At 38.8% G+C, this 25,311-nt stretch carries 19 protein-coding genes, 1 other RNA gene and 1 pseudogene; 8 read left to right on the plus strand and 13 right to left on the minus strand.

Features of this window, described 5'->3' with window-relative positions:
* Positions 1-22 precede the first annotated feature (22 nt).
* A complete protein-coding gene (locus ASU03_RS15155; protein ID WP_057832617.1) occupies positions 23-997 on the minus strand; it encodes a transposase in 975 nt (324 codons plus the stop codon).
* A 138-nt stretch (positions 998-1,135) separates the two neighbouring features.
* On the opposite strand from ASU03_RS15155, the gene ASU03_RS15160 reads away from it, so the two are divergent.
* Positions 1,136-1,603 carry a S26 family signal peptidase gene (locus ASU03_RS15160; RefSeq protein ID WP_057832618.1) on the plus strand — a complete coding sequence of 156 codons (468 nt, stop codon included), beginning with the start codon at positions 1,136-1,138 and terminating at the stop codon, positions 1,601-1,603.
* A 40-nt stretch (positions 1,604-1,643) separates the two neighbouring features.
* Positions 1,644-2,111, plus strand: coding sequence for a hypothetical protein (locus ASU03_RS15165; protein WP_057832619.1), 468 nt, complete (start codon positions 1,644-1,646; stop codon positions 2,109-2,111).
* A 65-nt stretch (positions 2,112-2,176) separates the two neighbouring features.
* On the opposite strand, the gene ASU03_RS15170 is transcribed toward ASU03_RS15165, so the two are convergent.
* The 5 genes and pseudogenes from ASU03_RS15170 to ASU03_RS15190 form a co-directional block, all read right to left on the minus strand.
* Positions 2,177-3,079 carry a hypothetical protein gene (locus ASU03_RS15170; RefSeq protein ID WP_057832620.1) on the minus strand — a complete coding sequence of 301 codons (903 nt, stop codon included), beginning with the start codon at positions 3,077-3,079 and terminating at the stop codon, positions 2,177-2,179.
* The gene (locus ASU03_RS15175) at positions 3,079-4,731 is read right to left on the minus strand and encodes a hypothetical protein (protein ID WP_057832621.1); all 1,653 of its coding nucleotides are present in this window, start codon (positions 4,729-4,731) and stop codon (positions 3,079-3,081) included. The genes ASU03_RS15170 and ASU03_RS15175 overlap by 1 nt, the downstream gene beginning before the upstream one ends.
* A gap of 226 nt (positions 4,732-4,957) precedes the next feature.
* Positions 4,958-5,845, minus strand: a complete 888-nt coding sequence (locus ASU03_RS15180) for a hypothetical protein (RefSeq protein ID WP_057832622.1) — start codon at positions 5,843-5,845, stop codon at positions 4,958-4,960.
* A 27-nt stretch (positions 5,846-5,872) separates the two neighbouring features.
* On the minus strand, positions 5,873-6,235 hold the full coding sequence (locus ASU03_RS15185; protein ID WP_157465929.1) for a hypothetical protein: 363 nt from the start codon (positions 6,233-6,235) through the stop codon (positions 5,873-5,875).
* 69 nt (positions 6,236-6,304) lie between these two features.
* Positions 6,305-7,396, minus strand: a pseudogene (locus ASU03_RS15190) (IS4 family transposase); the annotation flags it as partial.
* 131 nt (positions 7,397-7,527) lie between these two features.
* Between ASU03_RS15190 and ASU03_RS15195 the strand changes: the two are divergent.
* Positions 7,528-8,268 carry an ISAs1 family transposase gene (locus tag ASU03_RS15195; RefSeq protein WP_057832625.1) on the plus strand — a complete coding sequence of 247 codons (741 nt, stop codon included), beginning with the start codon at positions 7,528-7,530 and terminating at the stop codon, positions 8,266-8,268.
* 643 nt (positions 8,269-8,911) lie between these two features.
* Here the strand turns inward: ASU03_RS15195 and ASU03_RS15200 are convergent.
* Positions 8,912-9,373: a hypothetical protein gene (locus ASU03_RS15200; protein ID WP_057832626.1), complete on the minus strand. Its 462-nt coding sequence runs from the start codon at positions 9,371-9,373 to the stop codon at positions 8,912-8,914.
* 40 nt (positions 9,374-9,413) lie between these two features.
* A complete protein-coding gene (locus tag ASU03_RS15205) occupies positions 9,414-11,126 on the minus strand; it encodes a methyl-accepting chemotaxis protein (RefSeq protein WP_057832627.1) in 1,713 nt (570 codons plus the stop codon).
* 432 nt (positions 11,127-11,558) lie between these two features.
* Here ASU03_RS15205 and ASU03_RS15210 point away from each other — a divergent pair, with 432 nt between their 5' ends.
* On the plus strand, positions 11,559-12,761 hold the full coding sequence (locus ASU03_RS15210; protein WP_057832628.1) for a hypothetical protein: 1,203 nt from the start codon (positions 11,559-11,561) through the stop codon (positions 12,759-12,761).
* Positions 12,762-13,204: 443 nt separating this feature from the next.
* Here ASU03_RS15210 and ASU03_RS15215 read toward each other — a convergent pair whose 3' ends face one another.
* Both ASU03_RS15215 and ASU03_RS15220 read right to left on the minus strand, forming a co-directional pair.
* Positions 13,205-14,548, minus strand: coding sequence for a sensor histidine kinase (locus ASU03_RS15215; protein ID WP_057832629.1), 1,344 nt, complete (start codon positions 14,546-14,548; stop codon positions 13,205-13,207).
* Positions 14,549-14,625: 77 nt separating this feature from the next.
* On the minus strand, positions 14,626-16,044 hold the full coding sequence (locus ASU03_RS15220; protein ID WP_057832630.1) for a sigma-54-dependent transcriptional regulator: 1,419 nt from the start codon (positions 16,042-16,044) through the stop codon (positions 14,626-14,628).
* Positions 16,045-16,364: 320 nt separating this feature from the next.
* Here ASU03_RS15220 and ASU03_RS15225 point away from each other — a divergent pair, with 320 nt between their 5' ends.
* The 4 genes from ASU03_RS15225 to ASU03_RS20845 all read left to right on the plus strand — a co-directional run bounded on the left by ASU03_RS15225 (position 16,365) and on the right by ASU03_RS20845 (position 21,601).
* Positions 16,365-17,621 carry an efflux RND transporter periplasmic adaptor subunit gene (locus ASU03_RS15225; protein ID WP_057832631.1) on the plus strand — a complete coding sequence of 419 codons (1,257 nt, stop codon included), beginning with the start codon at positions 16,365-16,367 and terminating at the stop codon, positions 17,619-17,621.
* Positions 17,622-17,665: 44 nt separating this feature from the next.
* Positions 17,666-18,367, plus strand: a complete 702-nt coding sequence (locus ASU03_RS15230) for an ABC transporter ATP-binding protein (protein ID WP_057832632.1) — start codon at positions 17,666-17,668, stop codon at positions 18,365-18,367.
* A gap of 1 nt (position 18,368) precedes the next feature.
* Positions 18,369-20,774, plus strand: a complete 2,406-nt coding sequence (locus tag ASU03_RS15235) for an ABC transporter permease (RefSeq protein ID WP_057832633.1) — start codon at positions 18,369-18,371, stop codon at positions 20,772-20,774.
* 671 nt (positions 20,775-21,445) lie between these two features.
* On the plus strand, positions 21,446-21,601 hold the full coding sequence (locus ASU03_RS20845; protein WP_157465930.1) for a hypothetical protein: 156 nt from the start codon (positions 21,446-21,448) through the stop codon (positions 21,599-21,601).
* 130 nt (positions 21,602-21,731) lie between these two features.
* On the opposite strand, the gene glpK is transcribed toward ASU03_RS20845, so the two are convergent.
* From glpK to rsmI, 3 genes are all read right to left on the minus strand, one after another.
* Complete coding sequence (gene glpK / locus ASU03_RS15240) at positions 21,732-23,213, minus strand: glycerol kinase GlpK (protein ID WP_057832634.1); 1,482 nt, start codon at positions 23,211-23,213, stop codon at positions 21,732-21,734.
* Positions 23,214-23,799: 586 nt separating this feature from the next.
* Positions 23,800-24,227, minus strand: an RNA gene (rnpB, locus tag ASU03_RS17050) — RNase P RNA component class A.
* Between the two features lie 82 nt (positions 24,228-24,309).
* Positions 24,310-25,161, minus strand: a complete 852-nt coding sequence (gene rsmI, locus ASU03_RS15245; protein ID WP_197411261.1) for a 16S rRNA (cytidine(1402)-2'-O)-methyltransferase — start codon at positions 25,159-25,161, stop codon at positions 24,310-24,312.
* Between the last annotated feature and the right edge of the window lie 150 nt (positions 25,162-25,311).

Genomic DNA, 25,311 nt, shown 5'->3' on the forward strand with positions numbered 1-25,311 from the left:
TAATTTTTGTTATGAAGTGACGCTAAGCAAATAATTTTTGACAAACAGACACTGCCGCGCGTTTTTTAAGGTGTTGATGCTGACAAAATTCGGTTAACGCTTCAGGCTTACCTACCGCACCATGAAATACTTTTCTAAATTGTGTCGTTAATATTAACCAGTTTTCTGTACTGATGTTTAATCGCGTTAATATGCTGGGCAAATTATTGTCAATGTAACTACGTTTATCTTCTCTAATGCAACGACCAGTTAACTCTACCAGTTCAATATAATCTTTTAGCTCAAACGTTAAACCTTTAGGCGAATTTTGTCGGGGGTTACCGACAAAGGGGCAAAGTAAGGTGGGTTGTTTCGCTTTTTTGGCGGCTCTTATACGTTGCTGAATACTGGTGTGATTCGAACTCTCAGGGGTTGTGGCTATATTGGCTCTTATTGGGTTTAAGTCAACATACGCCATACAGGCAATAACGGCGGCTTCATCTAATAAGGCTTGAGATTTAAAACGCCCTTCCCAGAACCTACCTGTGCATTTATCTTCTTTATTCGCCTGTACAGCAATGCTTTCATTTAGAATGCGCATAAACCAGCTAATATCTGTTAATCTCGACCGATAAACTTGTGCAGTTTCTTCCAATATCTGTTGTAGAGGTTTAATCAGTTTATCACCACGAAGGTATTGCTGGGTAATGAGTGTACCTTTAAATAATTGATGCCAACGGGTAACCACTTCATGCATTGACCATGTTTTGGCTTGTTCAACATCAACACACAACACAATATGGGTATGATTACTCATTACCGCATAAGCACATACATCAATAGCAAAGGTTTGACTTAACGATAATAACTTGTCCTCTACCCAACCACGTCTATGCTCAAAGCTTTGCCCGGTGACTTTATCTTCGCCACATAAAAAAGCACGACGAACACAACGGGAAATACAGTGATAATAAGGCGTATCAATTAAACTGACTTGCTGTTTTCTTGCCGTTGCCATAGTAACCTCAACTGGTTTTATTGCTGATTAAATAAGCATAGTTGATGTTGCTATTTATTTCCATTGAGAGGGGTGTCTGCTATTTTTATTTACTTTATCAGTACTGCGCTATGTTTCTGCCTGAATTATAGAGTGAGTGTGCCAACTCATTTTTTAGCTGCTGCTGTATTTAGTATAAGTGCCTTGATTGGCTTATTTTTAGGCTTTACTTATAAAGATTCATGGCTTGGTGTACATATTTATTTTGTGCCTAGCATGTCAATGCACCCAACGTTAAAGCCGGGGCAGTTCATCTTAGTTGATACTTGGGTATATATTGATGAGCCAGTAAAATTAGACGATGTAGTGGTATTTAAGCAAACAGACTCGGTAGATAAAGGACAAATTACTTGGTTGGTTAAACGCATAGCCAACTGGCCACAAGGACAACTACAGCACAACAGTTTACTTTATTTATTAGGGGATAATAGTAACGCCAGTCACGATAGCAGACGGTTTGGTGGTATAAAGCAGGAAAACATTGTCGGAAAAGTTAACTTAGTGTTGCTTGGTATAGATAACAAACAACACCTTGAAGAAGATACTTGGTTAAAGCCAATAAATTAAATCTAAAAATTAAATCTTGAAATGAAATAAGGATAGACCTATGTCTGAAGAGTTTTATATGCAGATAAATATTGAGTTACCTAGCGAGCAGCACCAAAACGATATAGAAGCTTTAATAGAGCATCTTGAGTTGTATGAAAATGAACAAGCAAAAACATTAATTAATAACTATAAACCTGAGCTTATGGCTAGCCATTTTACTTCTGCTTTTACAGCCCATTCAAATTATGACATTGGCGATGATGTTATTAAGATGTACTTAACGTGTTATGACGAAAGTGTTGATGACATGGAAGTAACTCGTACAAACTCTCCGCTTGGCATGGAATTTACCATAGAAGGTAACGACAATAGTGCCGCTGATTTTGGTTCAGCATTTTTATTGTTATTAATAGCTATGTCGGCCAGCAACATACAAGCGCAAGCAGGAACCGATTATTGGCAGGCACATTGGTGTGAAAAGACCAATGGCTTGTTAACTGTCACGTTAAAAGAGTTTGAGCAATAAACTTTTACTTGAATTCAGTATATAAAAAGTAAACACTCGCAAAAGTGTTTACCAATATTTAAACTTTAACTTTCCCAAGCATCTTCAACCACTATTTTACCCGCTTTAACATTTAACCAGCGTTGCTTAAATTCAGCAACAAAGTCTCCTTCATCAAGGTACTTGCGCGCCAATTTAACAAAACGACTACGTCCGGTATCGCCTTCTTTTTTGTCATCAAAATGATGGATTCGATACAAACCTTCGTTAACCAAAGAAATATACATCTCAAATTTTTTACGAGTAAAAAAGTCTTGTTGTTTGCTACTTCCTTCGTACCAAAGCTGCATAGGCAAAGGATATTGAAATAAATAATCTTCTGCTAATTCATGACGGTGTTTATTACATAGCCACTTTGTTTTATAAAATAGATCTTGAATGCCCTCTTCCCTTCTTGCTATTTGCCAGCGCCAACGTGTTTTTTCTCGATATTCAGGTATAAAAGGAATCGATAAGTCTCCCATTAATACTTTAAATAACAACTCATTATGCCCATCTGCATGAGCAATCCGTGAAACATCCCTACCAGGTTCATAGTCTGCTTCAGCTCTATGTGTTGCTGAACTAATGAACTCTGAAAACCCAATTTCAACATCTTCTTGTAAAACTAAGCGATAATGCACATAAGCATGCCTTAACTCAGTTAATACCTGTTCATCCCATGAGGGATGTAACCATACAAAACTGAATAGATCTAGATGGCGCTCATCACTCTGCCATTTTTTTAGTTTTTCAAAGTCAGGCATTATACCTTTTAAAAAATAACGCTTAATAATAGTGATGGCTTTTTTACTTTTATTCATAGTGCCTAATAACATAGGTTCTATGCTAAGCCATTCACTTTGGCGCTGCTTCACCCATGCCGGGTCACCTAACTGCCAATACTGGGTGTCTATTTCAGGGAAAGCAACAAAAGTTCTTTCTGTCATTAATCTATTCCTATTTCTTTGGCTATTGAAATTATATCTTCAATATCAAGCTCTTCAGCGTAGTCTTCTAAAATTTCTTTAAAGTAGCTTTTGGTATCTCGTTTGCTTATGTTCCATTTTTTGGCAATACACAAGTTTCTCATAAGACCAGCGTTACTGATAAAGTTATATTTGTATAAATCACTTCGGTTAACCCCTGTAGGTACTTTACAAAAACGTCTTTGCGCCATACTAATATCAGCCGTTGTTGGTGGTTTAGAGGCTGTTAAAGTTTTAAAATCATGAAAATACCAAGTATATTTTGTATTACCGATACTGCCATCGAGAATTTTCCCAATTTCCTTTTTATTAATGAAGTCATTATTCAAACGCATGTCATGGAAAAACTGACGATAATAACCACGTTCAGCGCCTGAGGAAAAAGCATTAACAGTCGCATTTTTAGGTTTTTTCTTGCCTACTAAAGTTGGCGTAAACCAACTATTTTTAAATGGTCCTGCTAATGATTTAGTTTCAATCCATTCCTCACCACCATCACCATCACTGAGTACAATATCAATAATGCGCTTATAAGGTTTTTCAGGTTTCTCCCCGTTAACTAACATAAAAGCAGGTCTTTTAGCTTCAATATCTAAAATTTCAGGTCCTCCTGCATGTTGGTTTTTTACATGTAGGTAAGCAATTTGGCTAAGTTGGAACATAGCGCCATGACGCCTATGTGCCCAGCCTGAAAATACATCAGCAGTTAAGGCCAGCCATTTATCATTCGAAATATTTAGCTTACCATCTGCTTGTTGTTCAGCTAAGTACATTATCGACATTAGTACCACCCAACGATTTACTCGCCAAGTTTTACTATCTCTAATGAAGCTTTTTATTTTACTCGCGCCCAACGCTGATAATGCACCAAGTCCACTACCACTTTTTACCATGCCTTTCCATTTAGTATTAGCGGGATCAGATGCTTCTTTAAGTAACACCTTGAGACTTTTGGTAAATTCTTTAGGGTTTTTAATTTTTTTCGCTAGGGGTGAAAGAAGCTTAATCGCTCTCGCGGCAACCTGTTTACGGGAAAACCCTCCTGCAGCATGAGCATTAGGAATAAATTTTAACAGAGAAGGTACTTGAGCAATCGCTTCTGTATTTAAACCGCCTATTTCTTCTATGTAAGTTGAAATAAAATCAACCCAAACCCACAAGTCATCCTCACTTTCAATGGCGTTCATCATAAACTCAAACACCTCAGGCTCTTCGTACAGCTCTATAGCAATTAAAATAAACGGCAATAAATTAGCAATCTTTGTCGTGTTTCCGCTTAAGGCACTTTTAACCGCCGTTCCGGTAGCCCCGGCAAAATGTTTAGCCGCAGGAAACTTCTTCATGCCATCAAGCATTTTTTTAATTGGTCCTAACAATGGCTTTAATGGTTTAGCAATAGGAATAATGGTCGCTGCGCCAAGTGAAGCAAACGCAAGTTTGGTGGGGTCAAAGTTCTTCCAGTCTTGGTTGACTAAGTAAACCAGTTGCTCACCAATAATAATAAAATCTTCGTAAGGGATTAAATAACCAACTGTACTTTTCACACCTTCCCACACTCCGCCCCAGCTCCATGCATGTGCCGTTGGTACTAAGCCACTGAGTGGGTTATGCAAATTCAAATAAGCTAACGGCGTTTCTGGCGAGGCGGTGTTTAAGTATTGCGTAGCAATATTTTGGTAACCACGTTTGGTTAACAGCGAGGCCGTAGGTTCTGCTAGGTTGCCGCTTGCATATTATTACTTTGTTATACCAATACTAAAATGTAAAAACATAAAAGGTGTCACTGAATTTATAACACCTAGTTGTAACACCTACGGTTTTGTCAGTGAGTTATAAAAGCTACCACTCCCAAGGGTTTTCGACTTCAATTTTTCCTGCTTTAACGTCTAGCCACATTTGCTTGAAATCGGCAACAAACTCTCGTTCATCAAGCATAGTACGTAACCTTTTAACAAAATTGGTTCGGCAAGTATCACCTTCTTTTTCAGTATCAAAGTGGTGAATACGATAAAGAGCCTTTTGTATGACATGCTCAAGTCTTTTGTTTTTGCCATTATTGATGGCAAAATAATCTAAATTTTTAACACAGTCGTACCACCACTCTAAGGGCTGCGAATATTGGAATAAAAAATTCTGATGTACAGGGAGCATATTTTCTACTGCCAACCAACCACTCATTATCCATATCTCGTATAAGTCAGTTTTAGGCAATTCAAAAATTTCTTTAAATCTAAGTTCCCAATCATCAAATTCAAATTGGGCATTATAATCATCACCAAACATGACTTTAAAAAGCAAATCGTTGGGTTTATCAACAATTGGAAATCTTATTTTATCGAACCATTTGTATCCTGCGGATATTCTTAAAATTTGTGAATCTAAAAAATTTTTAAAACCAACATTTACATCCGCCATTAATACTTGGTAACTATTTATATAAAGATCACGCAGCTCTGTTAATACTGCTTCGTCATGTGATGGGTGTAACCACAGCAATAAAAACAAATCTAAATGTCGATCATCACTAGACCACTCTCTTAACCCCTTCCAGTTAGGCATTTTCCCTTTTAAATAATAATCTTTTATTGGCGTTAAGCTTTTTTTAGTTTGCTTATAATTACTCAACATAAATTCAATGCTAGGCCAGTTTTCATTTCTAGCCAAATGCCAAGCTTCATCTTGATTTTTCCAAAAACTTATATCTATTTTTTTTATTGTTTGTTTCATATATTCACTCTTAAATTTTAATAAGCTTTAGTCTATGCCATTAATAACTTGAATAAAATCACCTGCAGCTAGTCCTTTTTCATTAACTAAACGCTGTACTACCTCGCTAATATAACTTTCAGTATCGCGCAGCTTAATGCGATTACCACTACTGCTGTTACATGCACTTTGCGTAGCCGAAGGGCTAAGTTTTAGGTTATCTTTATAATAATTTTTGATATAGCTCATATTCGGCTTTTGACACAACCATTTGCGCACTTTAGTTTCTTCTGCTGCTGTTGGTGCTTGGCCTTTCAACGCATTACTACGCCAGTTATGAAAATACCACGTATATTTCTCATTTGGTGTAGCAGTAATTCTCGTTTTGTTATTATGAAAAATAGCAGACACCCACCCAAAACAATAAATTAACATTATCCATTATTGTCAATTTTTTAGTGGGTGTCTGCTATATTTTCTTGAATCAAGTGACTTAGCCATCAATACCATTTGATAGCGGATCAAATTGTACGCAAGTAATATTCCCCACAACTCTTGCTTTATAAGCTCTGGCTGATTACTCCGTAAAGTGAACTCACTATCAAGTAGTGACTGCTTCATCTCTCTAAATCCTAGTTCTATTTCCCAACGGTGTGCATATAAGTCCACTATATCAGCAACAGGAAAACTCATAGGATCTGTCATAGAGGTTAAAACGTCACATGCCTTGCCGTTAACTTTCCTTGAGACGAGCCGTGCTTCAATTGATTCTGGCAAGTCTGGAAATTTCTTGCGTGCTTGTGGGCACGCGGTCAGACGAACGATTTTATCTTGTCTTCCTAATGAGCGAACCACTTCATATTGCACATTCTTCTTTAAAGGGATTAACCAATGACGTGAAGTACCCGTTGACTGCCAACGATTAAGGAGTCCAAGCGAGTAAAATCCCCGGTCAAATAATGTAAGGCTATTATCTGGCGTTGTTTTTATTAATGACTCAGCTAATTTCATCTCACTAATATCAACGCTATCAAAAGCACTTTGTGTCAATAAATGACTCGTCAATTCCATTTGGCAAACCATACGCACTTGAGGATAGCTTGCTTTACCGTAGCGATTACCCGTTCGGCCATAGTGTTCGCTATTTTCTTTTGAGTCAGGCGTTCGCCATACAACACCATCAACCCCTAATAGCGTTAAGCCACACCATGTTGGATGTACTGACTTCTCATGCCATAAAGATTGAGTTTGATTGAAAATACGTTCTATTGATTGATGACCAAGCTTTTTTCTCGCTTGTGTGACGGCACTTGGAGCGACATAAGGGTCACCGTTAGGCCGGATGATATCAAGTTGATTAACGAGTTGGCGCATGGACATTTTACGAAATAAAGCCATACCAATAACAGCCCATACCATTTGTTCCATGGGGAGTTTACGTTTCCTGATGGTAGCAACTCCAGATTGTGCTAATGCATCAGCAACGAGGCTAGGCTCTAATAGCTCACTTAGCGCAGTAAACTCGGTAAAATTGTTTTGTGAAACTTGTGATAAAGCGGTAGATAGCTGCAAAAGAAAAGGCTCCTGAATAAATTCAGAAGCCTTTATAACCTAACTAGAAGATCGGTCAATGGATCTTAAAAATTTCTTAACTGATCGGCATTACTCCTTTAGGGGGCGAAAACTTCTGGAAATAGACGGCCATGGTGGGAGAAAATGGCCTTATTATTTATCAAAAAGAAACGTCGACGAAAACAAATGAAATACCCGTTATGCAATCAATGCTAGCAAGTATGAATATTAAAAATGCCGTTATTACTGCAGATGCTATGCATTGCCAAACAAGAACTAGCCCGTTGGTGCGCGAAGGTAAAGGCGACTATGTGCTACAAGTAAAAAATAATCAGGGTCAATTACTCAAAGAAATTGAGGCGTATTTTCATATCGCCGAGCGTGATTTTCCTAAGGTATTAAAAGATAATTTATTTCAGGAGTTGGATGGCGAGCACGGTAGGATTAACGAACGAGAATACCGCTTATTACCCATTACGGGCTGGTTTAATGAAACAGAAAAATTCAAAGATAGCTTCGCGGTAGTGCAAGTAAAACGCACTCGGCAACTTAAAACAAAAACAACCCAGGAGACATCTTATTATATTACGTCACTCAAAGAAGACGTAAATAAGGTGGCGGGATACATAAGAGGTCATTGGGCTATTGAAAACAGTCAACACTGGGTATTAGACGTGACATTTAGAGAAGATGAATGTCAAATTTATGCAGACGATGGAGCAATAAATTTATCCACAATCAGACGAAATCTGTTGAATTTAATGAGGGCGCACCCGTTAAAAGATAGTGTTGCAGGTAAAATGCAACGCGCATGTTGGGACGCTAAATTTAGATCTGAGATACTGTTTGGTCAGAAAGTAACCAAAGCATAATCCCGCCCTGCACTCCATACTTCACCATCCAACTTTACCTATCCATTTGAACAGATGTTACTCGGTAATAAGTACAAATATAATATAGTAAAAAACCAAACATATCAATTCGATACAATTATGCAAGGCATTAACTATGTCACTACATAGCAGCTAACTTCCTAATATTATATTAATTTTCAATCTAAATTTTCTCAAACAATATCACAAAACGATCGCGCTTTGCTAAGTCTGCTTTAACAAAGGCGCTATCATAAGTATTTTCGCTCAGTTTTAGGTTATCGCTTCACTGAGTAAATAAATTTTTTAGTCTATCATCTGCAAGACGTACTTCTAAAGTTTTTATGCCGATTTCAAATAGGCTTTGGGAATTTACAAAGTTATTGCGCCCTATCACCAAAGACTCAAGATAATAGCTCAGGGTAATAGCCAGCACGGCTAATAAATCCAGTCCCTTGTCACCCTTTTTAACGCCAGAAAAGTATATAATTTGTGCAAGTTTTCGTTCCGCATATTGTTGAGTATTAGCATAAGTTCGTGCTGATAACAGACATTGCTCACCCCCTAAGTAACTTTTTTTATTTTATATAAATGCAGTGCATGACCGCCAATGAGTTTCGCGTATTTTTCTAGCGTTGCTGAATTAAAATGATTTTATAAATGCAACACCCAAAACTGTAGCCATTTCACCATCAACAAAATCTGCGGCTAATGTTGGAGCAACTCCAAAACCAGCGACATGAAAGTCATAACTTACAGAAATTCTAATGAGATCTTCCTTATGGCTATGATGCCCTCCTACTTTTTCTTGACCAAAACCAGCTCCTAGTCTTAATTCTTTCCAAGGGTGAATATAAGCTGAAGCTAAAGCTACCTCCACACCATCCCCATGGTGCGCGTCATTGGTTTTTTCAAAAACAACACCTGCTCCCCAGAAATTAGAAAATTTATATTCATATTCTAAACCATAAGAAAAATCAGTTTCGCCATCTATTGATGTAACACCTACAAAAACGCCAGGAAAATGATGGTGGTCTTCAGATGAAGCGTAAGTTGGACTAACAGCTAACATTAAGCTGAATATTGATAATAATTTAATTTTCATAATAGTACCTTTGTTTAAAGTGATTTTAATTTTTATATTGTTAGACCGAGTCGTTAGCAGATGATGACACTTTGAAAAAACTGATCAGTTGCTTAGATTGATTTGCAAGCTTAGAAAATTCTTCAATTGTTGTTGATATTTCTACAACCGATTCCAAGTTCTTAGCCGATAGGTCGTTCACTGAGTTTATATTCTCGGTCAACTGATTGATTACTATTGATTGTTGCTCAGCCGCACTTGCAGTTTGTGTTGTCATGTCATTAATGTCTGAAATAGATTTACTAATTTTTATTAAGTTTTTGTTTGATTTCTCCGATGTAGTTAGCATAAAGTCTGAATTATTTTTACTTTCATTCATCCCTTTAACAGCACTATCCGTTTCGGTTTTAAAACCTTGAATCATATTTTCAATTTCGGTGGTCGAATCTTGTGTTCTTTTCGCTAACGTACGAACTTCATCAGCTACAACGGCAAAGCCTCTGCCCTGTTCTCCCGCTCTCGCAGCCTCAATTGCTGCATTTAACGCTAACAAGTTTGTTTGATCTGCAATACCTTTAATCACATCGAGCACAGAAGTAATGTTTTGCCCATGTAGCTCTAACGCGGTAATGCTGTTAGAACTTGATGCCATGCTATTTGTTAATTTCTGCATCGCATTTATTGCATCGTTCATGTCGTTTTGGCTGAGAGTTGAAAGCTGATTTGCATCATTGGTTGATATTTGAGTGTTTTCTGAATTTTTCGCTATATCAGACGAGGTTGATCCCATTTCTTCAAGCGCTACGGCAAGCATATTAATTTCAGAATTTTGATTTTCAATTTGACTGACCACTAATGAGGTTAATTCATTAACATGTTGTGCTTCACAAGTAACTTTATCGTTGGCCTCATTTATCGTGCTGATAGTTGATGAAAGCGTTTCTCTTAATTCATCGACATTATCTAGCATAACGCCTAAATCTTGGCTAATATTTTGACTTTTAAAGCTGCTACGTAACTCTCCTGATTTAAGTTGATTTATACTATAGTTGAGTTTATCTGTGTCAATATGTAGACGTCGAACTATATATATCGATAACCCTGTAGTTAACATAAGAGAAAATAGTGTGATAAAAATGCCTTGATTAAACATCTGCTTCTCTTCATCATCCAAGCTAATAATTGCATTTTCTGTGAATTTTTCTATTTCTTCTAAAGCCTTTAAAACTTCATGCTCTAATTTAGTTGATTCTTTGTCTGCAATTATTGCTAGTTCGGCAGCTTGATGCATTTGGTTATTTTCCAATGTATCAAGTATATCTTTGGCATGATTACTCCAAGTTTCATGGTGACTCTCTATTTTTTCCATTTGGTTGAGAAGGTTTTTAAATTCAGTAATAAGAGTTGATTCAGTAGAATTATCAATAAAGGAATGGAGAAGTTGTTCTGATCTGTTCAGTTCGTTTTTTATTTTTTGGTCAAATTTTACAAATTTTTTCCTAGCATGGTGAAAACTAGCTAAAGCATACTCTACAGTTTGTAGCTCTAAGGCAAAACGATACGCCTGTTCAAAATAGATTTCTTGCTCTAGTTGATGCTCCGTAATGCTTGTAATTAACTTTGTCAGCGGAATATCTTTTTTTTCTATGCTCTCAATATGATGACCCATAGCGTTAAGGCGTACCATGTTAATGACAGTTAATATGACGATAGATGAAGATAAAACAACACTGAGAAAAATAATTTTTTTGGATAATGACATTTTTAATAGCACAATTTACGATCCTTATAACAATAATGTATGAATATAACTGACTTTCTTAAAAAAAGTCATTATATTAACCTGTTTTATTTAGTAGTACTTTGATTATCATGATTTTTATGTGAAATTCGAAGTTATAGATGTGCTGCATATATGTCTGCTATATTGTGTTACATTTTTAAGAAATCCTTTGAAATCAGAAAGTATTAAATCCTAACTATTTTATATGTAACAAGTTATTTTTAATAAAAAACAATAACTAACACCAAAATAGTAGATATAAATATTGTTAATAAGTGACTGGTTTTATGGCATGGCGTGACAATATAAGTAACACAAAAAGTTCTATATCCTTATTTAATTTCAGGAACGTATTAATTATAAATAGATTTTTTATATTTACGTCGAAAAAACCCACACCAAAACGTAACTCAGGAGTAAACCATGACGTTAAATCAAGTCGCCGAGCGGTATGTCAAATTAGCATTAGCTGTTGGACAACATAGTGATTATTACATTGATGCCTACTATGGGCCCGAAGAATGGCAAGCACAAGATCGACAGTCATTGTCTACTTTATTGAAAAATGTTGATATATTGGTTGCTGATATTGAAGCAACTGTGGCTAATAAAGGTGAGCAACTTAGAAAGCAATTTTTGCTGGTACAATCGCGCTCGGTAAAAGTATTTATTGCCCAACTAAGCGGTAAAACACTATCGTTTAATGATGAATCACTTGCTTTATATGACGCTATATCACCATCATTGAATGAAGCTGAATTAGATATAACCTTGGCAACCTTAGATAAATTATTGCCAGGCGAAGGTGAGCTTAATCAACGAATGAACGTGTTTAGCGACAAGTTTGTGGTCGCGAGAGACAAATTAGATGCGGTATTTACCGCAGCCATCGATGAATCTAGGCGTAGAACCAAGAAATATATCGAATTGGATGAAAACGAAAATTTCACTGTGGAATATGTCTCCGATAAAGTTTGGAGTGCCTACAACTGGTACAAAGGCAATAGTTATAGCTTGATACAGGTAAATACTGACTTTCCAATACATATTGACCGAGCAATTGACTTAGCAAGCCATGAGGGTTATCCAGGTCATCATGTATTTAATTCTTTGATGGAAAAACATCTGGTTGATGGTAAAGGTTGGATTGAATATTGCGTTTATCCGTTGTTTTCTCCGATGTCATTATTGGCTGAAGGCAGCGCAAATTATGGTATTGAAGTTGCGTTTAGTCGCCAGGAAAGGATCAAATTTGAAAAGGACGTATTATTTCCTCTGGCTGGCCTCAATGCCGAAAATGCTGATTTATATTATGAAATTCAGGCAATAATGCAAAAACTGTCTTATGCTGGCAACATGGTTGCACAACATTATCTTGATGGTGATATTGATAAAAATAATGCCATCGCCTTGTTAATGAAATATTCGTTAACAAGTCGCGAAAAATCAACCCAGCGCCTTGGATTCATTGAAGCTAATCGTTCTTACGTTATCAATTATAACTTGGGACAAGATATAGTAAAACGTTATATTGAGCAGTTGGTTGGCGATGGCGACGAAGAGAAAAAATGGCAAGTTTTTACTGAATTGCTGTCAAACCCAAAAACAGCATCTATGATGCAATAAAATTCCCTGAGGCAAGCCCGCTTTGGCTCGCCTTTCACTTTGTGAAAGCAGGGCGGTTGATAGCTTCGCTATATTATAGCATGCGTACCTCCTATATTGCATGTCCTCGGAAGGAATCGTCGATACGGAAATATAATCTGAACGGTCTATTCCATCACGACTGAGGTATGAGAATAATCTGAATAAAATGGTCTTTTCCTCAATCTGGCCAACGACCGCTTATGGTAGAAAATAGTCTACTTTTTCGGCTGATTTCATCTGCATTTATGTCGGCAATGTGTGCTTCAATGTCATTATTTTCTAGCTATTTATAAAGTTTCTTGTGATTTTATCGCGACTTTTACCGAAATATCTGCAATTAAATTATCTCAATTTTGCTACAAATCAGAAACCCTTGAACAAGCATTATCATTCTTATGATGACTTACCAATGGCCAGGCAACTTAGCCAAATATACACCTAAAACAAGCGCCTTGAGGACGAGTGACATAGACTAAATCGCCGCCATGATTGACCATGATTTGTCGTGAAAGGCTTAAACCTATGCCTGAGCCCTGCTGCTTGGTGGTAAAAAATGGCACAAAGATCATATCGACTACATGGCTTGCTACGCCAGCGCCATTGTCAGCCACTTCAATATAGAGTTGCTGAGCACTATTTTGTGCGACGGTTAAGGTTATTTCACCTTGCACTACATCGCTTTCGCCCAAAACAGCTTGTTGATTTTTAAAAGTCAGTACTGCCTCAATGGCATTTTTAACAAGGTTGATAAGTACTTGCTCTATTTGTCCGCTATCTACCATCACTAACTGCTGACTTTGGCTATCCATAGTTAAGCTAATATTATGCTCGGCGAGTTGCTGCAAGTGTAGTATTTGCATACGCGCGATAATTTCGCCCAGTTGAGTTGGCGCTAATTTTGGCATAGCTAAGCTGCTAATTTTCCTAAAGTTTGCAATGAACTCACCTAAATATTGGGTACGTGATGCTATGGTGTTAAGCGCTAAATTTAAGTCGTCTTTACTTTCTTCATCAACAAAGCTCAAGTTTGCTGGCATAAGTCCCAGGCAGGTTTGGGCAATCGAAGCTAGTGGCGTTATGCTATTAGCCACTTCATGGGTAAGTACCCGAGTTAAGCGTTTATAAGCTTGTTGCTCTTTATTCAATAACATTTCATGAATAGATTGTAGGGTAATAATTTTACGTGGTTGCCCTTGAATTTCAGCAATACTCACTTGTAACGTTAAGGTGTCTAGTTGTTCACCCCGTAGCCACTGCACGGTACTGTGTAAGTTTTTTTCTGCCGCCAAAACTATGGTACCGATATGGCTAAGTTCACTAAGGTGAGTAGCTGTTTTACCCAGTAATCTGGCTACCGCAGGATTAGACTCAATGATGTTGCCTTGCGCGTCAGACACTATAACGGCAAGGTCAACGTGCACCAATAACGCTTTGAAAAAATCGCTTTGTTGTTCCGCATTAAAGCGCGCCTGCTGCATTTGTTGTTTTACCTGTTCAAGATGCTGACGCATTGGATGCTGAGCACTAAAACCTAAGGTATAGTCACCATTAGCAATGGCTTTTAGCACTTGTATCAATTGCCGGTCTTGACGCTTAAACAAGGACAACAAAGATGCCAGTAATGCAGCAGCGATGATAAGTAACAACAACCACGCGGGTGATACCCCAGTTGTTATATAAATACTGCTCAGTAACATGGTACAAGCCATTAACGCGACAAGGTTAATGAACAGCAATAACTGCGGGCGATTGTTTATATTATCCATAAAGTGTAACTCTTTGATTAAATTGAGTTGGAAAATTCAGACCCGTTAAAGATGAGCATACTTGGCGGTAAGAGTGATCAAAGGCCATACTTTTCCAAACGTCGATACATTGCCCCTCGCGTCAAACCAAGCGCTTTAGCGGCCTGACTAACATTACCCTGATGATGTTTTAGCGCGGAACGCACAGTACTATGTTCTAACTTCTCTAAATTAAAACTATGGTAGTCGTCATTATCTGCCCTAGTAGTCAGTAGTTTACTTGGCTTAACGACATTATTTTTTCCAATGACGGGTGTTGCTCCTTGGCCAACCACTGAACCAATATCTAAGACATCACCATCACTCAAAATGACCGCTCGCTCTATGGCATGAGCAAGTTCACGTACGTTACCAGGCCAGTGGTAATGACAAAGTGATCGCATATCTTCAACGGCAATACTTAACTGCCGTTTATATTTATGACTAAAATGATCAAGATAATATTTCGCAAGTAAAGGGATATCATCAACTCGCTCACGTAATGGCGGTAAACGTATTTCCACGGTATTAATACGGTAAAGTAAGTCTTGTCGAAAGCGATTTTCTAGCACCGCCTGTGGTAAATGTTCATTGGTCGCGCAAATCAGTCGAATATCAACCGCTAGAGTTTTAGTGCCACCAACGGGGGTGATCTGACGATTTTGCAGGGCCGCCAATAAGGTAGTTTGTTGACTTATCGGTAAATTACCCAGTTCATCTAAAAATAAACTACCACCATGAGCAAGCTCAAAGCGCCCTACTCTATCGGCTTTAGCATCGGTAAAGGCACCTTTTTTATGACCGAAGAGCTCACTCTCAAATAAGTTTTGCGCAATAGCGCCCATGTCGACACTAATAAAAGCCTGACTGCTGCGGTTACTCGCCAGATGTATCGCATGAGCGGCCAATTCTTTACCTGTGCCACTTTCACCGGTGAGTAAAATATTAGCATCGGTTTTTGCGGCTTTTTCTATAGTAGTAAATACCTGCTGCATGGCAGAACTTTGACCCAAAAAATCAAATTTATGACCGCTGAGCGCCAGGTTTAACCCTTGCGTTTGTCGAGTAAGTTTACCGACTTGTTGTTTATCTTTTGCATGAGAAAAAGCCGCGGCAATAACCCCAAGTAACTGCTCATTTATCCAAGGTTTGGCAATAAAATCAGCCGCGCCAGCTTTAATGGCATCGACGGCTAACTTAATGTCGCCATAAGCGGTCATCAGTACCACGACTACGGATGGGTCTTGCGCGAGAATTTTTTTCAGCCAATAAAAACCTTCCTGACCACTGATGGCATCATGATTAAAGTTCATATCGAGCAAGATCACTTCGATTTGTTGCTCGCTAAGTGTTTTGGCAATATCAAAAGGGTTATCCGTAGTGACTACTGTTTGATAATGCTGTTTAAGCAATAACTGCACTGCTACTAAAATATCAGGATTATCATCAACAACTAAAATCGAACCCGCTTGCTTCATTTCCTAACCTATCTGCTAAATTTAAAATTTAATGTTGAGTAATTAGTCTACCTCACTTTCTATTAAAGCGTCTAGCTCTCAATCGTCCATAAATGGACAGTTTATTTTAGCGGAACTGTTCTATAAGTGGACACTCTATCTTTACCTTTTTAACAACTAAAACACTAAGCAACTGTTTTATAACACTAAATTATCTTGGCATAAGTCTTGTAACAACTAAAGAGCAGCAGTGACAATTAAGACAAATCAAGCTACCCCTAAAGTTAGTAGGAAAACGCTCTATGGATATTTTGATGGATAACTATTATGGATAACTATGTATGGATAAAAAAATAACCCGTTCGCCATTACAGCAGTATGTAAAACCTAGTCTGATTGGCATAATTATTTTCGCCATAGCAGCCGCTGCCTATGGCTTTAGCCAATCAGCTAATGGTGGCCGCAGCCATAACTTAGCCCTCAATAGCATCACCATAAGTCAGGTCAGCCAAGGTGCATTCATCGATGCCTTAAGTCTACGTGGCCAGGTGGTACCAAAAACAACGATTTACCTAGACACCGCAACCGGCGGTCAGGTCGAAGAACGCCTAGTTGAACAAGGTGAGTATGTCGAGCAAGGTCAACCCTTAGTACGATTGAGCAATACCAACTTGCAACTCGATGTTATGGGGCGTGAGGCACAAGTCACCGAACAACTGAATTTTTTACGGAATACTCAAATGAACATGGCAACAAGCCGGTTAAACTTACGTCGGGATTTGCTAGAAATTAATTTGCAAATAAGCCATTTAACACGGCGTTTAAAACAATCTGAACTTTTAGTGAGCAAAGGTGTGCTCGCTAAGGAGCAATTAACAGAGATCAGAGACAATCTTACTTATTATAAAGCTAGACAAGAACTTACCTTAGAGCGACAACAGCAAGAAAATAGCATTCGCAAGGTACAGGTTGAACAACTAGAAGAAAGCGCAATAATGCTAGAAAAAAATCTGACTTTTGCCCGCTCTAACCTCGAAAACTTGCTAATAAAAGCACCTATTGCCGGTTATTTAAGTGAGTTTAATGTCGAAATAGGTGAGTCAAAAGAACGTGGCGCCCGCCTGGGGCAAATAGATATTCCCAATGAATATAAATTAGTAATACGCCTTGATGAATATTATTTGAACCAGGTACAACGAGGTTTAGCCGTTATGGTTAAGCTTGACACCGGCACAGTGACCGCAAAAGTCAGCAAGATAGATAGCCGAGTCCGCCAATCACAATTTCAAATTGAAGTCGATCTGCCCGAAGGTACTGGCAGCATAAAGCGTGGCCAAAGCATTGATATTGAGCTGATGCTTGGTGGCAACAGAGATAATGCCTTACTGCTTAAGCGCGGTGCTTTTTTTAGCAGTAGTGGTGGTAATTGGGTTTACCTAATAACGAAAGACGGCAGTAGCGCAGTACGTCGAAAGATTAGTCTAGGGAAAAAGAACCAACACTATTTTGAAGTGTTGTCAGGATTAGCGTTAGGCGATCGGGTGATCACCTCAAGCTATGGCAACTTCGATAAAGCGCAACAATTGCAATTAAATTAATTTATATAAAATTACATAAATATTACATCAAGGGAATAATAATAATGATTAAAATAACTAATTTAAGCCGGGTGTTTCGTACCTTAGATTTAGAAACGACTGCACTGAGCAATATTAATTTAACCGTTAATGACGGCGAGTTTGTTGCCATCATGGGGCCATCTGGCTGTGGTAAATCTACCTTATTATCAATTTTGGGTATGTTGGACTCACCTTCTTCAGGGTGTTTCGAATTTGCTGGCACTGATATTACTGGCTTTAACGAAAAACAATTAGCAGGACTACGTAAATCTTCTATTGGTTTTGTTTTTCAAAGCTTTAACTTAATTGATGAGCTAACAGTTTTTGAGAATGTTGAATTGCCACTGCAGTATCAAAACATTGCAAAATCTGAACGTAAAAAGCGGGTAGAAGCAATTTTAAAACGCTTTGCTATTGACCATCGCGGTGATCATTTACCGCAACAATTGTCAGGTGGCCAACAACAACGTGTCGCCGTTGCCCGAGCCCTAGTTGGCAAACCAAAATTGATATTAGCCGATGAACCTACCGGTAATCTAGATTCAAAAAATGGTGATGAAGTAATGGCGATGTTACGTGAATTAAATAAAGCAGGCACTACCGTTATCATGGTAACTCACTCAGAAAAAGAGGCTAACTATGCCGACCGTTTAGTGCGCTTATTTGATGGTCAAATCATGTTGGATAAAGCGACTCAAGTATCACAGACAGCCGAGGTTGCTTAACATGGTCATAAATTATTTTGTTACGGCAGTGCGCGCGATAAGAAATGATAAGCAACATTTCTTTCTTAATGTCATAGGTTTAAGTATAGGCTTAGCTGCAGCCATTTTAATGGCGTTATTTGCTCAGCATGAATTGTCCTATGACAAACACCAGCCCGATAGTGAGCGGGTATACCTTGCGCACACTGATTGGTCCTCGATAGGATTACAGGTAATTTCACAGAGTAGTTATAGTAATGCCGCAACATTAAAAAACCATAGTCAGGTAGAAGATATATTTAGATTAGTAAAGTCGGATGATCTTAGCCGACTTAATCTAGGGGTAAGTAAACTAGTACAAGTGGATGGCAATGATTATCGGCTGAACAACTTTTATAGCGCAAGCACTAATATTCTCGACTTTATTGCCTTGGATATTGTCGCTGGTGATATCACTCAGGCATTAACACAACCGAATCAATTGGTATTAAGTGAATCAGAGGCATTACGCTTGTTTGGCGAGTCTCAAGTGGTTGGTCGCACCTTAAAAAATCAGCAAATCCAATATACTATCGGCGCTATTTTTAAGGATTTAGCACAGAATAGCCATGTTCAGTTTGATAGCTTGATTCATATGCCAGCTAAGTTTATCCAAGAGGGCCAAGGTTATGCTTATTACAAACTTTTAGCCAATACCGACATAGCAGATTTTGAGCAACAAATGACCGCTGAGTTAAACCGATCACAGGGGAATAGCGCGATTACCATGAGCTTAATAAACATGGAAGATATGCACTTAAAAAGCAATGGGCCTTTTCTGATGAAAGAAAGCGGCTCATCGTCAGTATTGCAAATATGCATTGCTTTGAGTGTTATGTTGATCGTGATTGCCAGTATCAATTTTATCAACCTCAATATTGCCCAATCGGCAAAACGAGCTAAAGAAGTGGGTGTTCGTAAGGCCTTGGGAGCAAGCAAATGGCAATTAGTCGGCCAGTTTCTAACCGAGTCTTTTTTAGTAGTGGCACTCGCCGCATTAATGGCCTTTGCCATGGTGGAAATAAGTTTACCCGCGTTTAATCAAATGATGGATAGGCAGCTTAGTTTGGTTTATGGCTCTGAGTTTATGTTAATAACCAGTATTGTGATTTTAGCCGTGGGTTTGTTGTCAGGTTTATATCCAGCGCTCTTTATTGCCTCTTTTAGTGCAAGAAGAGTGCTTAGTGGTGATTTAGTACGTGGTGCTACCGCTGTTTTTGTTAGAAAGCTAACCTTGTGTTTACAGGCTGCTTTATCTGTTGGTTTAATTATTGCCGCGATTTCTTTATCTCAGCAGATGAGTCTGATAGATAGTTTAGCGATTGGTTATGATAAATCATCTCGTTTGGTGATAAAAGAGCTACCGAGTGAGGCCTTGTATATAAAAGAAAATAACAGTTTATTGACGGCGATTAGGAATTTCCCTGGGGTTGAGCAAGTTACATTGTCTAGTCTCGACTTAACCAATGATATTAATGGCGGTTTGTTTTTTACTTGGCCAAATGGGCAAACGTTAACTGGTCCTCAACCTACGGTGGTCACTGGTTATTATGCGGTTGAAACCTTAGGACTGACACTGCTGGCCGGTAGAGACTTCTCGCCGACATTTAGTGGTGACTGGTATCAGATTGATGATGAAAAAAATAGCACAGTCGGCATATTAGTCAGTCGTAGCATGGTGGAATTAGCCGGTTATCCATCGCCAGAGTCAGTTATTGGCCTGACATTGATGGACACAAATTCTAAACTGACCGCTAAAGTGGTTGGCGTTATCGAAAATGTTAAAATTGGCTCGGCTCGGCAACAGGCATTGCCAATATCCTTTAACTTGGGATTTGACGACCTCTTTAGCACCGGCCATATCATCATTAAGGCAAACAATGCCAACATGGCTAAGCTAAGCAGCCAAGTTCGTCAGCTAATACGCCAAGAGTTACATTTAAGTGACGTGAAAATAACCACGCTTGCTGATGATTACGCCAACGCCCATAAAAACGAACACCGAGCTTTAGAGATGGTTAGCATTTTTAGTTTGTTAGCAATTTTCCTCACTTGCTTGGGCACTTTTGGTTTGGCTTCTTTCGCGACCCTGCGCCGTCAAAAAGAAGTGGCGATGCGGAAAGTACTCGGCGCTTCATGTTTGAGTATCGTTAACTTACTTGCTAAAGAATTCCTAGTATTGGTAGTAATAAGTATTGTTATCGCCTACCCACTTAGTTATTGGCTGGTAGGTGACTGGCTAGCCCATTTTAACGAGCGTATCGAGCAAGCCCTTTGGGTTTATCTGCTAGCAGCCGCTTTTATTACCATTATTACCTGGTTGACCGTGGCAAGCCTTGCCTTTAAAACCGCTAGTACCAGACCTTCGCTCATTTTACGTGATGAATAAAGTGTATGGATAGAGGAGTTATCAATTAAGTTTCCTCAATCGAATGCCTAGTTGTGCAAAGCCTTTTAGCGAGATGAGCAATGGACTCTCTCGCTAAAGCCCTATTTTTATTTAATAATGCAAATGCAAAATGACAAAATGACAAAATGACAAAAAAAGACTAACAAATTTTTTAAGTGAACGGGTAAAACCGCTAAAAGATATCGCCCTTGATACACTTTCTTTCAAGCAAAAAGTTCAACAGTCAGAGCAGTGGTTATCAAGCTTTATCGTGAGTCAAGACAGCAACATCAATCAAGGGCAAGCTGCGGTAAACTGATACTAGATTTTAACGGCCAACTTAGTTTGAGTGAAATATTGAGCCAAACGCAATTAACCGTTCGGCAATTGTAGCGATATTTTAAAAATCACATTGGTTTAAGTTCTAAGTACTATTGCCGCATTATCAGCTTTGCCTATATATTCAAATTAACCGCAAATGCCAAATCAAATTGGTCAGCAATCAGTAGCCCATCAGGCTTTATGACCAATCTCACTTCATTAAAAACTTTAAGGAATTTACAGGTGAAGACCCGAGGAAATATGGCTTCACCGACAAAAACCTAGCCAATTTATTTCTCACTCGTTAAAAAACATATGGCTTGTCGGCTTTATACAAAACAGCAAGCTTAATGACTGCTAAGCTAGTGAATCAATACTTCGAGCACTTTAATAACCATGAATGGGAAAGAATGGCCAAGATGTATGTACCAATGGCTGAGTTTAAAGATGCCACGCTTGGACATGGCATAATCAAACAAAACCACGCACAAATTGTCGAAAAATAGAGTGAAATGGCGGAGGTTTTCCCTGATATAAAGGACAACATCATTAATATATACCCTGCAAGTGATAGTCATGTGATTGTTGACTTTATCGCGACGGGGACAGTGCAGGCTAGTACAGTAAGCCGTAAATTTAGCTATCCCCAAGACATTTTTTGACGGCACTATGCCAACCCGCAAGCAAGGTTTTACCTCTAGCTTGTGGCATGCTGCCGGTAAAAGAGTCTATTTCACCATACAAACTTGTCGGTACCGTTTCAGCCTGCCAAATTTTTTGTCCCATTGCCGCTAAGATAGTCGCCCCTAACACGGTAGATTCGATATTGGCTGGTCGCTCAATCGTAACGCCCAATAAGTCCGCTTGAAATTGCATGATAAAATTATTGGCACAGGCACCGCCATCAACTTTTAATTGTTTTATTGTTATCGAGCTTTCTTGTTGCATCAATTGCATTAAATCATAACTTTGAAAAGCAATGGCTTCCAAGGTGGCCCTGACGATATGCGCTTTAGTGCAGCCCTGCGTTAGTCCAGTTATTGAACCTGTCGCCTGCATATCCCAATATGGCGCACCTAAGCCGCTAAAGGCCGGCACGAAATAGACGCCGTTATTATCATGCACACTTAACGCTAACGCTTCAGTTTCGCTGGCATGGTCGATGAGTTGTAATTGATCTCTAAGCCATTGCACTGCCGCGCCAGCGATAAAAACTGCGCCTTCCAGTGCGTAAGCTGGCTGACCATTTTTATCACAAGCAATGGTGGTCAATAGGCCTTTATCAGATAAGTAAGCTTGGTCACCGGTATACATCAACATAAAACAACCGGTGCCATAGGTGTTTTTGATCATACCTGCTTGTGTACATTGTTGCGCAAATAAAGCCGCTTGCTGATCGCCTGCAACACCTGTGATAGGAATAGACTTACCCAGAAAGCCATCTACTGCCGTATGACAAAAAAAACCTGCTGAGGTTTTAATGCTTGGCAATATTGACTTGGGAATATCAAAAAACGCCAGCAGTTCATCATCCCATTGTTGCTGATGAATATTATAAAGCATGGTACGCGAAGCATTGCTATGGTCGGTGCAATGCGCCTGACCATTACTTAATTGCCACATAAGCCAAGAGTCTATGGTGCCAAAGGCAAGCTCGCCCTTTTCTGCCAATGCTTTTAATTCGGGTTTTTCATTAAATAACCATTGCAGTTTAGTGGCACAAAAATAGGCATCAAGCATCAGCCCGGTTTTCTGATGAAGCCAGTCGGCTTTACCTAATGCTTTTATTTTTTGACAAAGTGCCGCTGAGCGTCGGCATTGCCAAACAATGGCATTGTATACTGGCTTACCCGTCTTTTTATGCCAGACAACTGTAGTTTCCCTTTGATTAGTAATACCAATGCAAGTGATATCCGCAGAGGTTAACTTAGCTGATTTTAAAGCCTGTAAGATGCCGTCTTGAGTGACTTGCCAAATTTCCATGGCATCATGTTCCACCCAAGTTGGCTTAGGGTAGAATTGTTGAAATTCATTATATGCCGCGCCAACTTCCTGACCTTGGGCCGTGGTAATTCTGATGGTTGTGCCCGTAGTGCCTTGGTCTATGGCTAAAATCATTGTTAATGCCTTATACCAATTCCAATAAGTTTCTTCCCTCTCAGCGAGAATTAAAAGTCTTAGAGGCAAGGTATTGATTGTCGAGAATGGTTATTGCCTTCTCAAAATAATAACGTAGCCTATAAGTTTTTTAAACTCGCCCTTCGGGAGTTTTCCAGTGATTCGATAACCGCACATAATTCCTTTCATATAGAGTGACTATATACAAAAAATTCTATTTGTTCTCAAAACGCTGGTAAGCTCTGAGTGGGACTTACTTAATGGACTTGGTATTAACTGCCACTTTGTTAAATTAATGACTAAATTGCTAAAAAAGCTAAAAAAGCTAAAAAAGCTAAAAAAGCTACTCAATATTTTAGTGTAGATTAACCCAGCTAAAACAATCAATTTCGCCAGTATTATTAAGGGACTTAAGATAATTTTTATTTGCTTAAGCTAATAAAATATCTGGCTAGGTACGGCTGAAAGTTCAAATAATTAAAAGTTTGGGGTATTTAATCGCTATTTTTGATTAACTACCACTAGTTATAATCCAAAAATTTTCAAAAAAAAGCCCCTACATTACTGTAGAGGCTTTTTTATTGAATAGTTGAGTTGACACTATAAGCCGGGTTTTGTATCTCTTCCTAAGAAAAGTGACAATCATTCGTCTAGGCCTTAAATCGCTCTAAGGCTCAAGCAACCTACCCGGTTTCCACGCGAGCCACGCTTATATTATTGTAACTTGCGTAACAATAATCATGAAACCCTATTTGGTCTTGCTCCAGGTGGAGTTTACCCTGCTGCCAACTGTTACCAGTGGCCCGGTGCGCTCTTACCGCACCCTTTCAGCCTTACCTGTGCCTATTTGCCTTATAAATAAAGTAATTAGGTCATCGGCGGTCTTCTCTCTGTTGCACTTGTCGTCGGCTCACGCCGCCCAGGCGTTACCTGGCACCCTGCTCATTGGAGCCCGGACTTTCCTCCCGCTAGAAATACTTACGTAAACTAGCCAGCGATTGTCTGGTCAACTCGGCGCGCATTTTACCTTATCTAGGCAAAAAGTCTATAAACTTTGTTTAATCAATATTATTGACTAATTTATTTAAGGCTAAGGCTAAGGCTTAAGAGTCAGGGCTATTTCATATAAAGCATTTTTCTTTACGCCATAAATTTCAGCGGTAATTGCACAGGCTTTTTTAGGTTTCATTTCTGCCAACAATAATTTCAGCGTATCAATGGCTTTTGCTGGTATGGCATTAACATCAATTTTGTTGCCTTCAATGATTAAAACCATTTCACCTTTCAGTTGATTTGCATCTTCTTGTAACCAAACTAATAAATTTTCAGCCGTATCAGAATGTATGGTCTCAAAGGTTTTAGTTAACTCACGAGATATAACCACATGACGTTCACCACCTAATACTTTTACAATATCGGCAAGCGTATCAATTGCTCGACGTGGTGCATCATAAAACACCATGGTACGTGGCTCTTCTAATAAATTCGCTAACTTTGCTTGTCTGGCCGCTGATTTAGACGGTAAAAAACCTTCAAAGGTAAACCTATCCGTAGGTAAACCCGCCACAGATAGCGCTGAGATTACCGCACATGGCCCGGGAATAGGCGAGACTTTCAGACCAAGGCTACGACAATGGCGAACAATATGAAAACCAGGATCACTGATTAATGGCGTACCGGCATCTGATACAAGCGCAATAGTTTTACCTTCTTGTAACATGCTCGCCACTTGGTCTTGGCGTTGACGCTCGTTATGATCGTGTAATGACATGGTTTTATTTTTAATGGCAAAGGCAGCCAATAATTTCCCCGTATGACGAGTATCTTCACAAGCAATAACATCAACTTGCGTTAATATATCAATAGCTCTTTGGCTGATATCACCTAGGTTGCCAATAGGGGTTGCAACAATATAGAGGGTAGCTGGGGTTAGGGTTGTTTCACTCATGTCACTTATTCACTCGATTTTGCGGTATATATTAGTTGAGACTAACTTCGTTGGCGTTTATTATAACCCCATACTGATAGCAATATGCACGGATTTATTTATTGTGGTAAAAACAGCGTCCTTACTTGTAAGAATAAAGCCAACAGGATT

This window comes from Colwellia sp. TT2012 (genome assembly GCF_001440345.1).
Taxonomy (GTDB): Bacteria; Pseudomonadota; Gammaproteobacteria; order Enterobacterales; family Alteromonadaceae; genus Colwellia.

Bases quoted from the DNA above. Each gene is read 5' to 3' on its own strand.
- ASU03_RS15155 (WP_057832617.1), bottom strand. From the start codon at position 997: ATGGCAACGGCAAGAAAACAGCAAGTCAGTTTAATTGATACGCCTTAT.
- ASU03_RS15165 (WP_057832619.1), top strand. From the start codon at position 1,644: ATGTCTGAAGAGTTTTATATGCAGATAAATATTGAGTTACCTAGCGAG.
- ASU03_RS15170 (WP_057832620.1), bottom strand. From the start codon at position 3,079: ATGACAGAAAGAACTTTTGTTGCTTTCCCTGAAATAGACACCCAGTAT.
- ASU03_RS15180 (WP_057832622.1), bottom strand. From the start codon at position 5,845: ATGAAACAAACAATAAAAAAAATAGATATAAGTTTTTGGAAAAATCAA.
- ASU03_RS15195 (WP_057832625.1), top strand. From the start codon at position 7,528: ATGGTGGGAGAAAATGGCCTTATTATTTATCAAAAAGAAACGTCGACG.
- ASU03_RS15200 (WP_057832626.1), bottom strand. From the start codon at position 9,373: ATGAAAATTAAATTATTATCAATATTCAGCTTAATGTTAGCTGTTAGT.
- ASU03_RS15210 (WP_057832628.1), top strand. From the start codon at position 11,559: ATGACGTTAAATCAAGTCGCCGAGCGGTATGTCAAATTAGCATTAGCT.
- ASU03_RS15215 (WP_057832629.1), bottom strand. From the start codon at position 14,548: ATGGATAATATAAACAATCGCCCGCAGTTATTGCTGTTCATTAACCTT.
- ASU03_RS15220 (WP_057832630.1), bottom strand. From the start codon at position 16,044: ATGAAGCAAGCGGGTTCGATTTTAGTTGTTGATGATAATCCTGATATT.
- ASU03_RS15225 (WP_057832631.1), top strand. From the start codon at position 16,365: ATGGATAAAAAAATAACCCGTTCGCCATTACAGCAGTATGTAAAACCT.
- ASU03_RS15230 (WP_057832632.1), top strand. From the start codon at position 17,666: ATGATTAAAATAACTAATTTAAGCCGGGTGTTTCGTACCTTAGATTTA.
- ASU03_RS15235 (WP_057832633.1), top strand. From the start codon at position 18,369: ATGGTCATAAATTATTTTGTTACGGCAGTGCGCGCGATAAGAAATGAT.
- ASU03_RS20845 (WP_157465930.1), top strand. From the start codon at position 21,446: ATGACTGCTAAGCTAGTGAATCAATACTTCGAGCACTTTAATAACCAT.
- glpK (WP_057832634.1), bottom strand. From the start codon at position 23,213: ATGATTTTAGCCATAGACCAAGGCACTACGGGCACAACCATCAGAATT.
- rsmI (WP_197411261.1), bottom strand. From the start codon at position 25,161: ATGAGTGAAACAACCCTAACCCCAGCTACCCTCTATATTGTTGCAACC.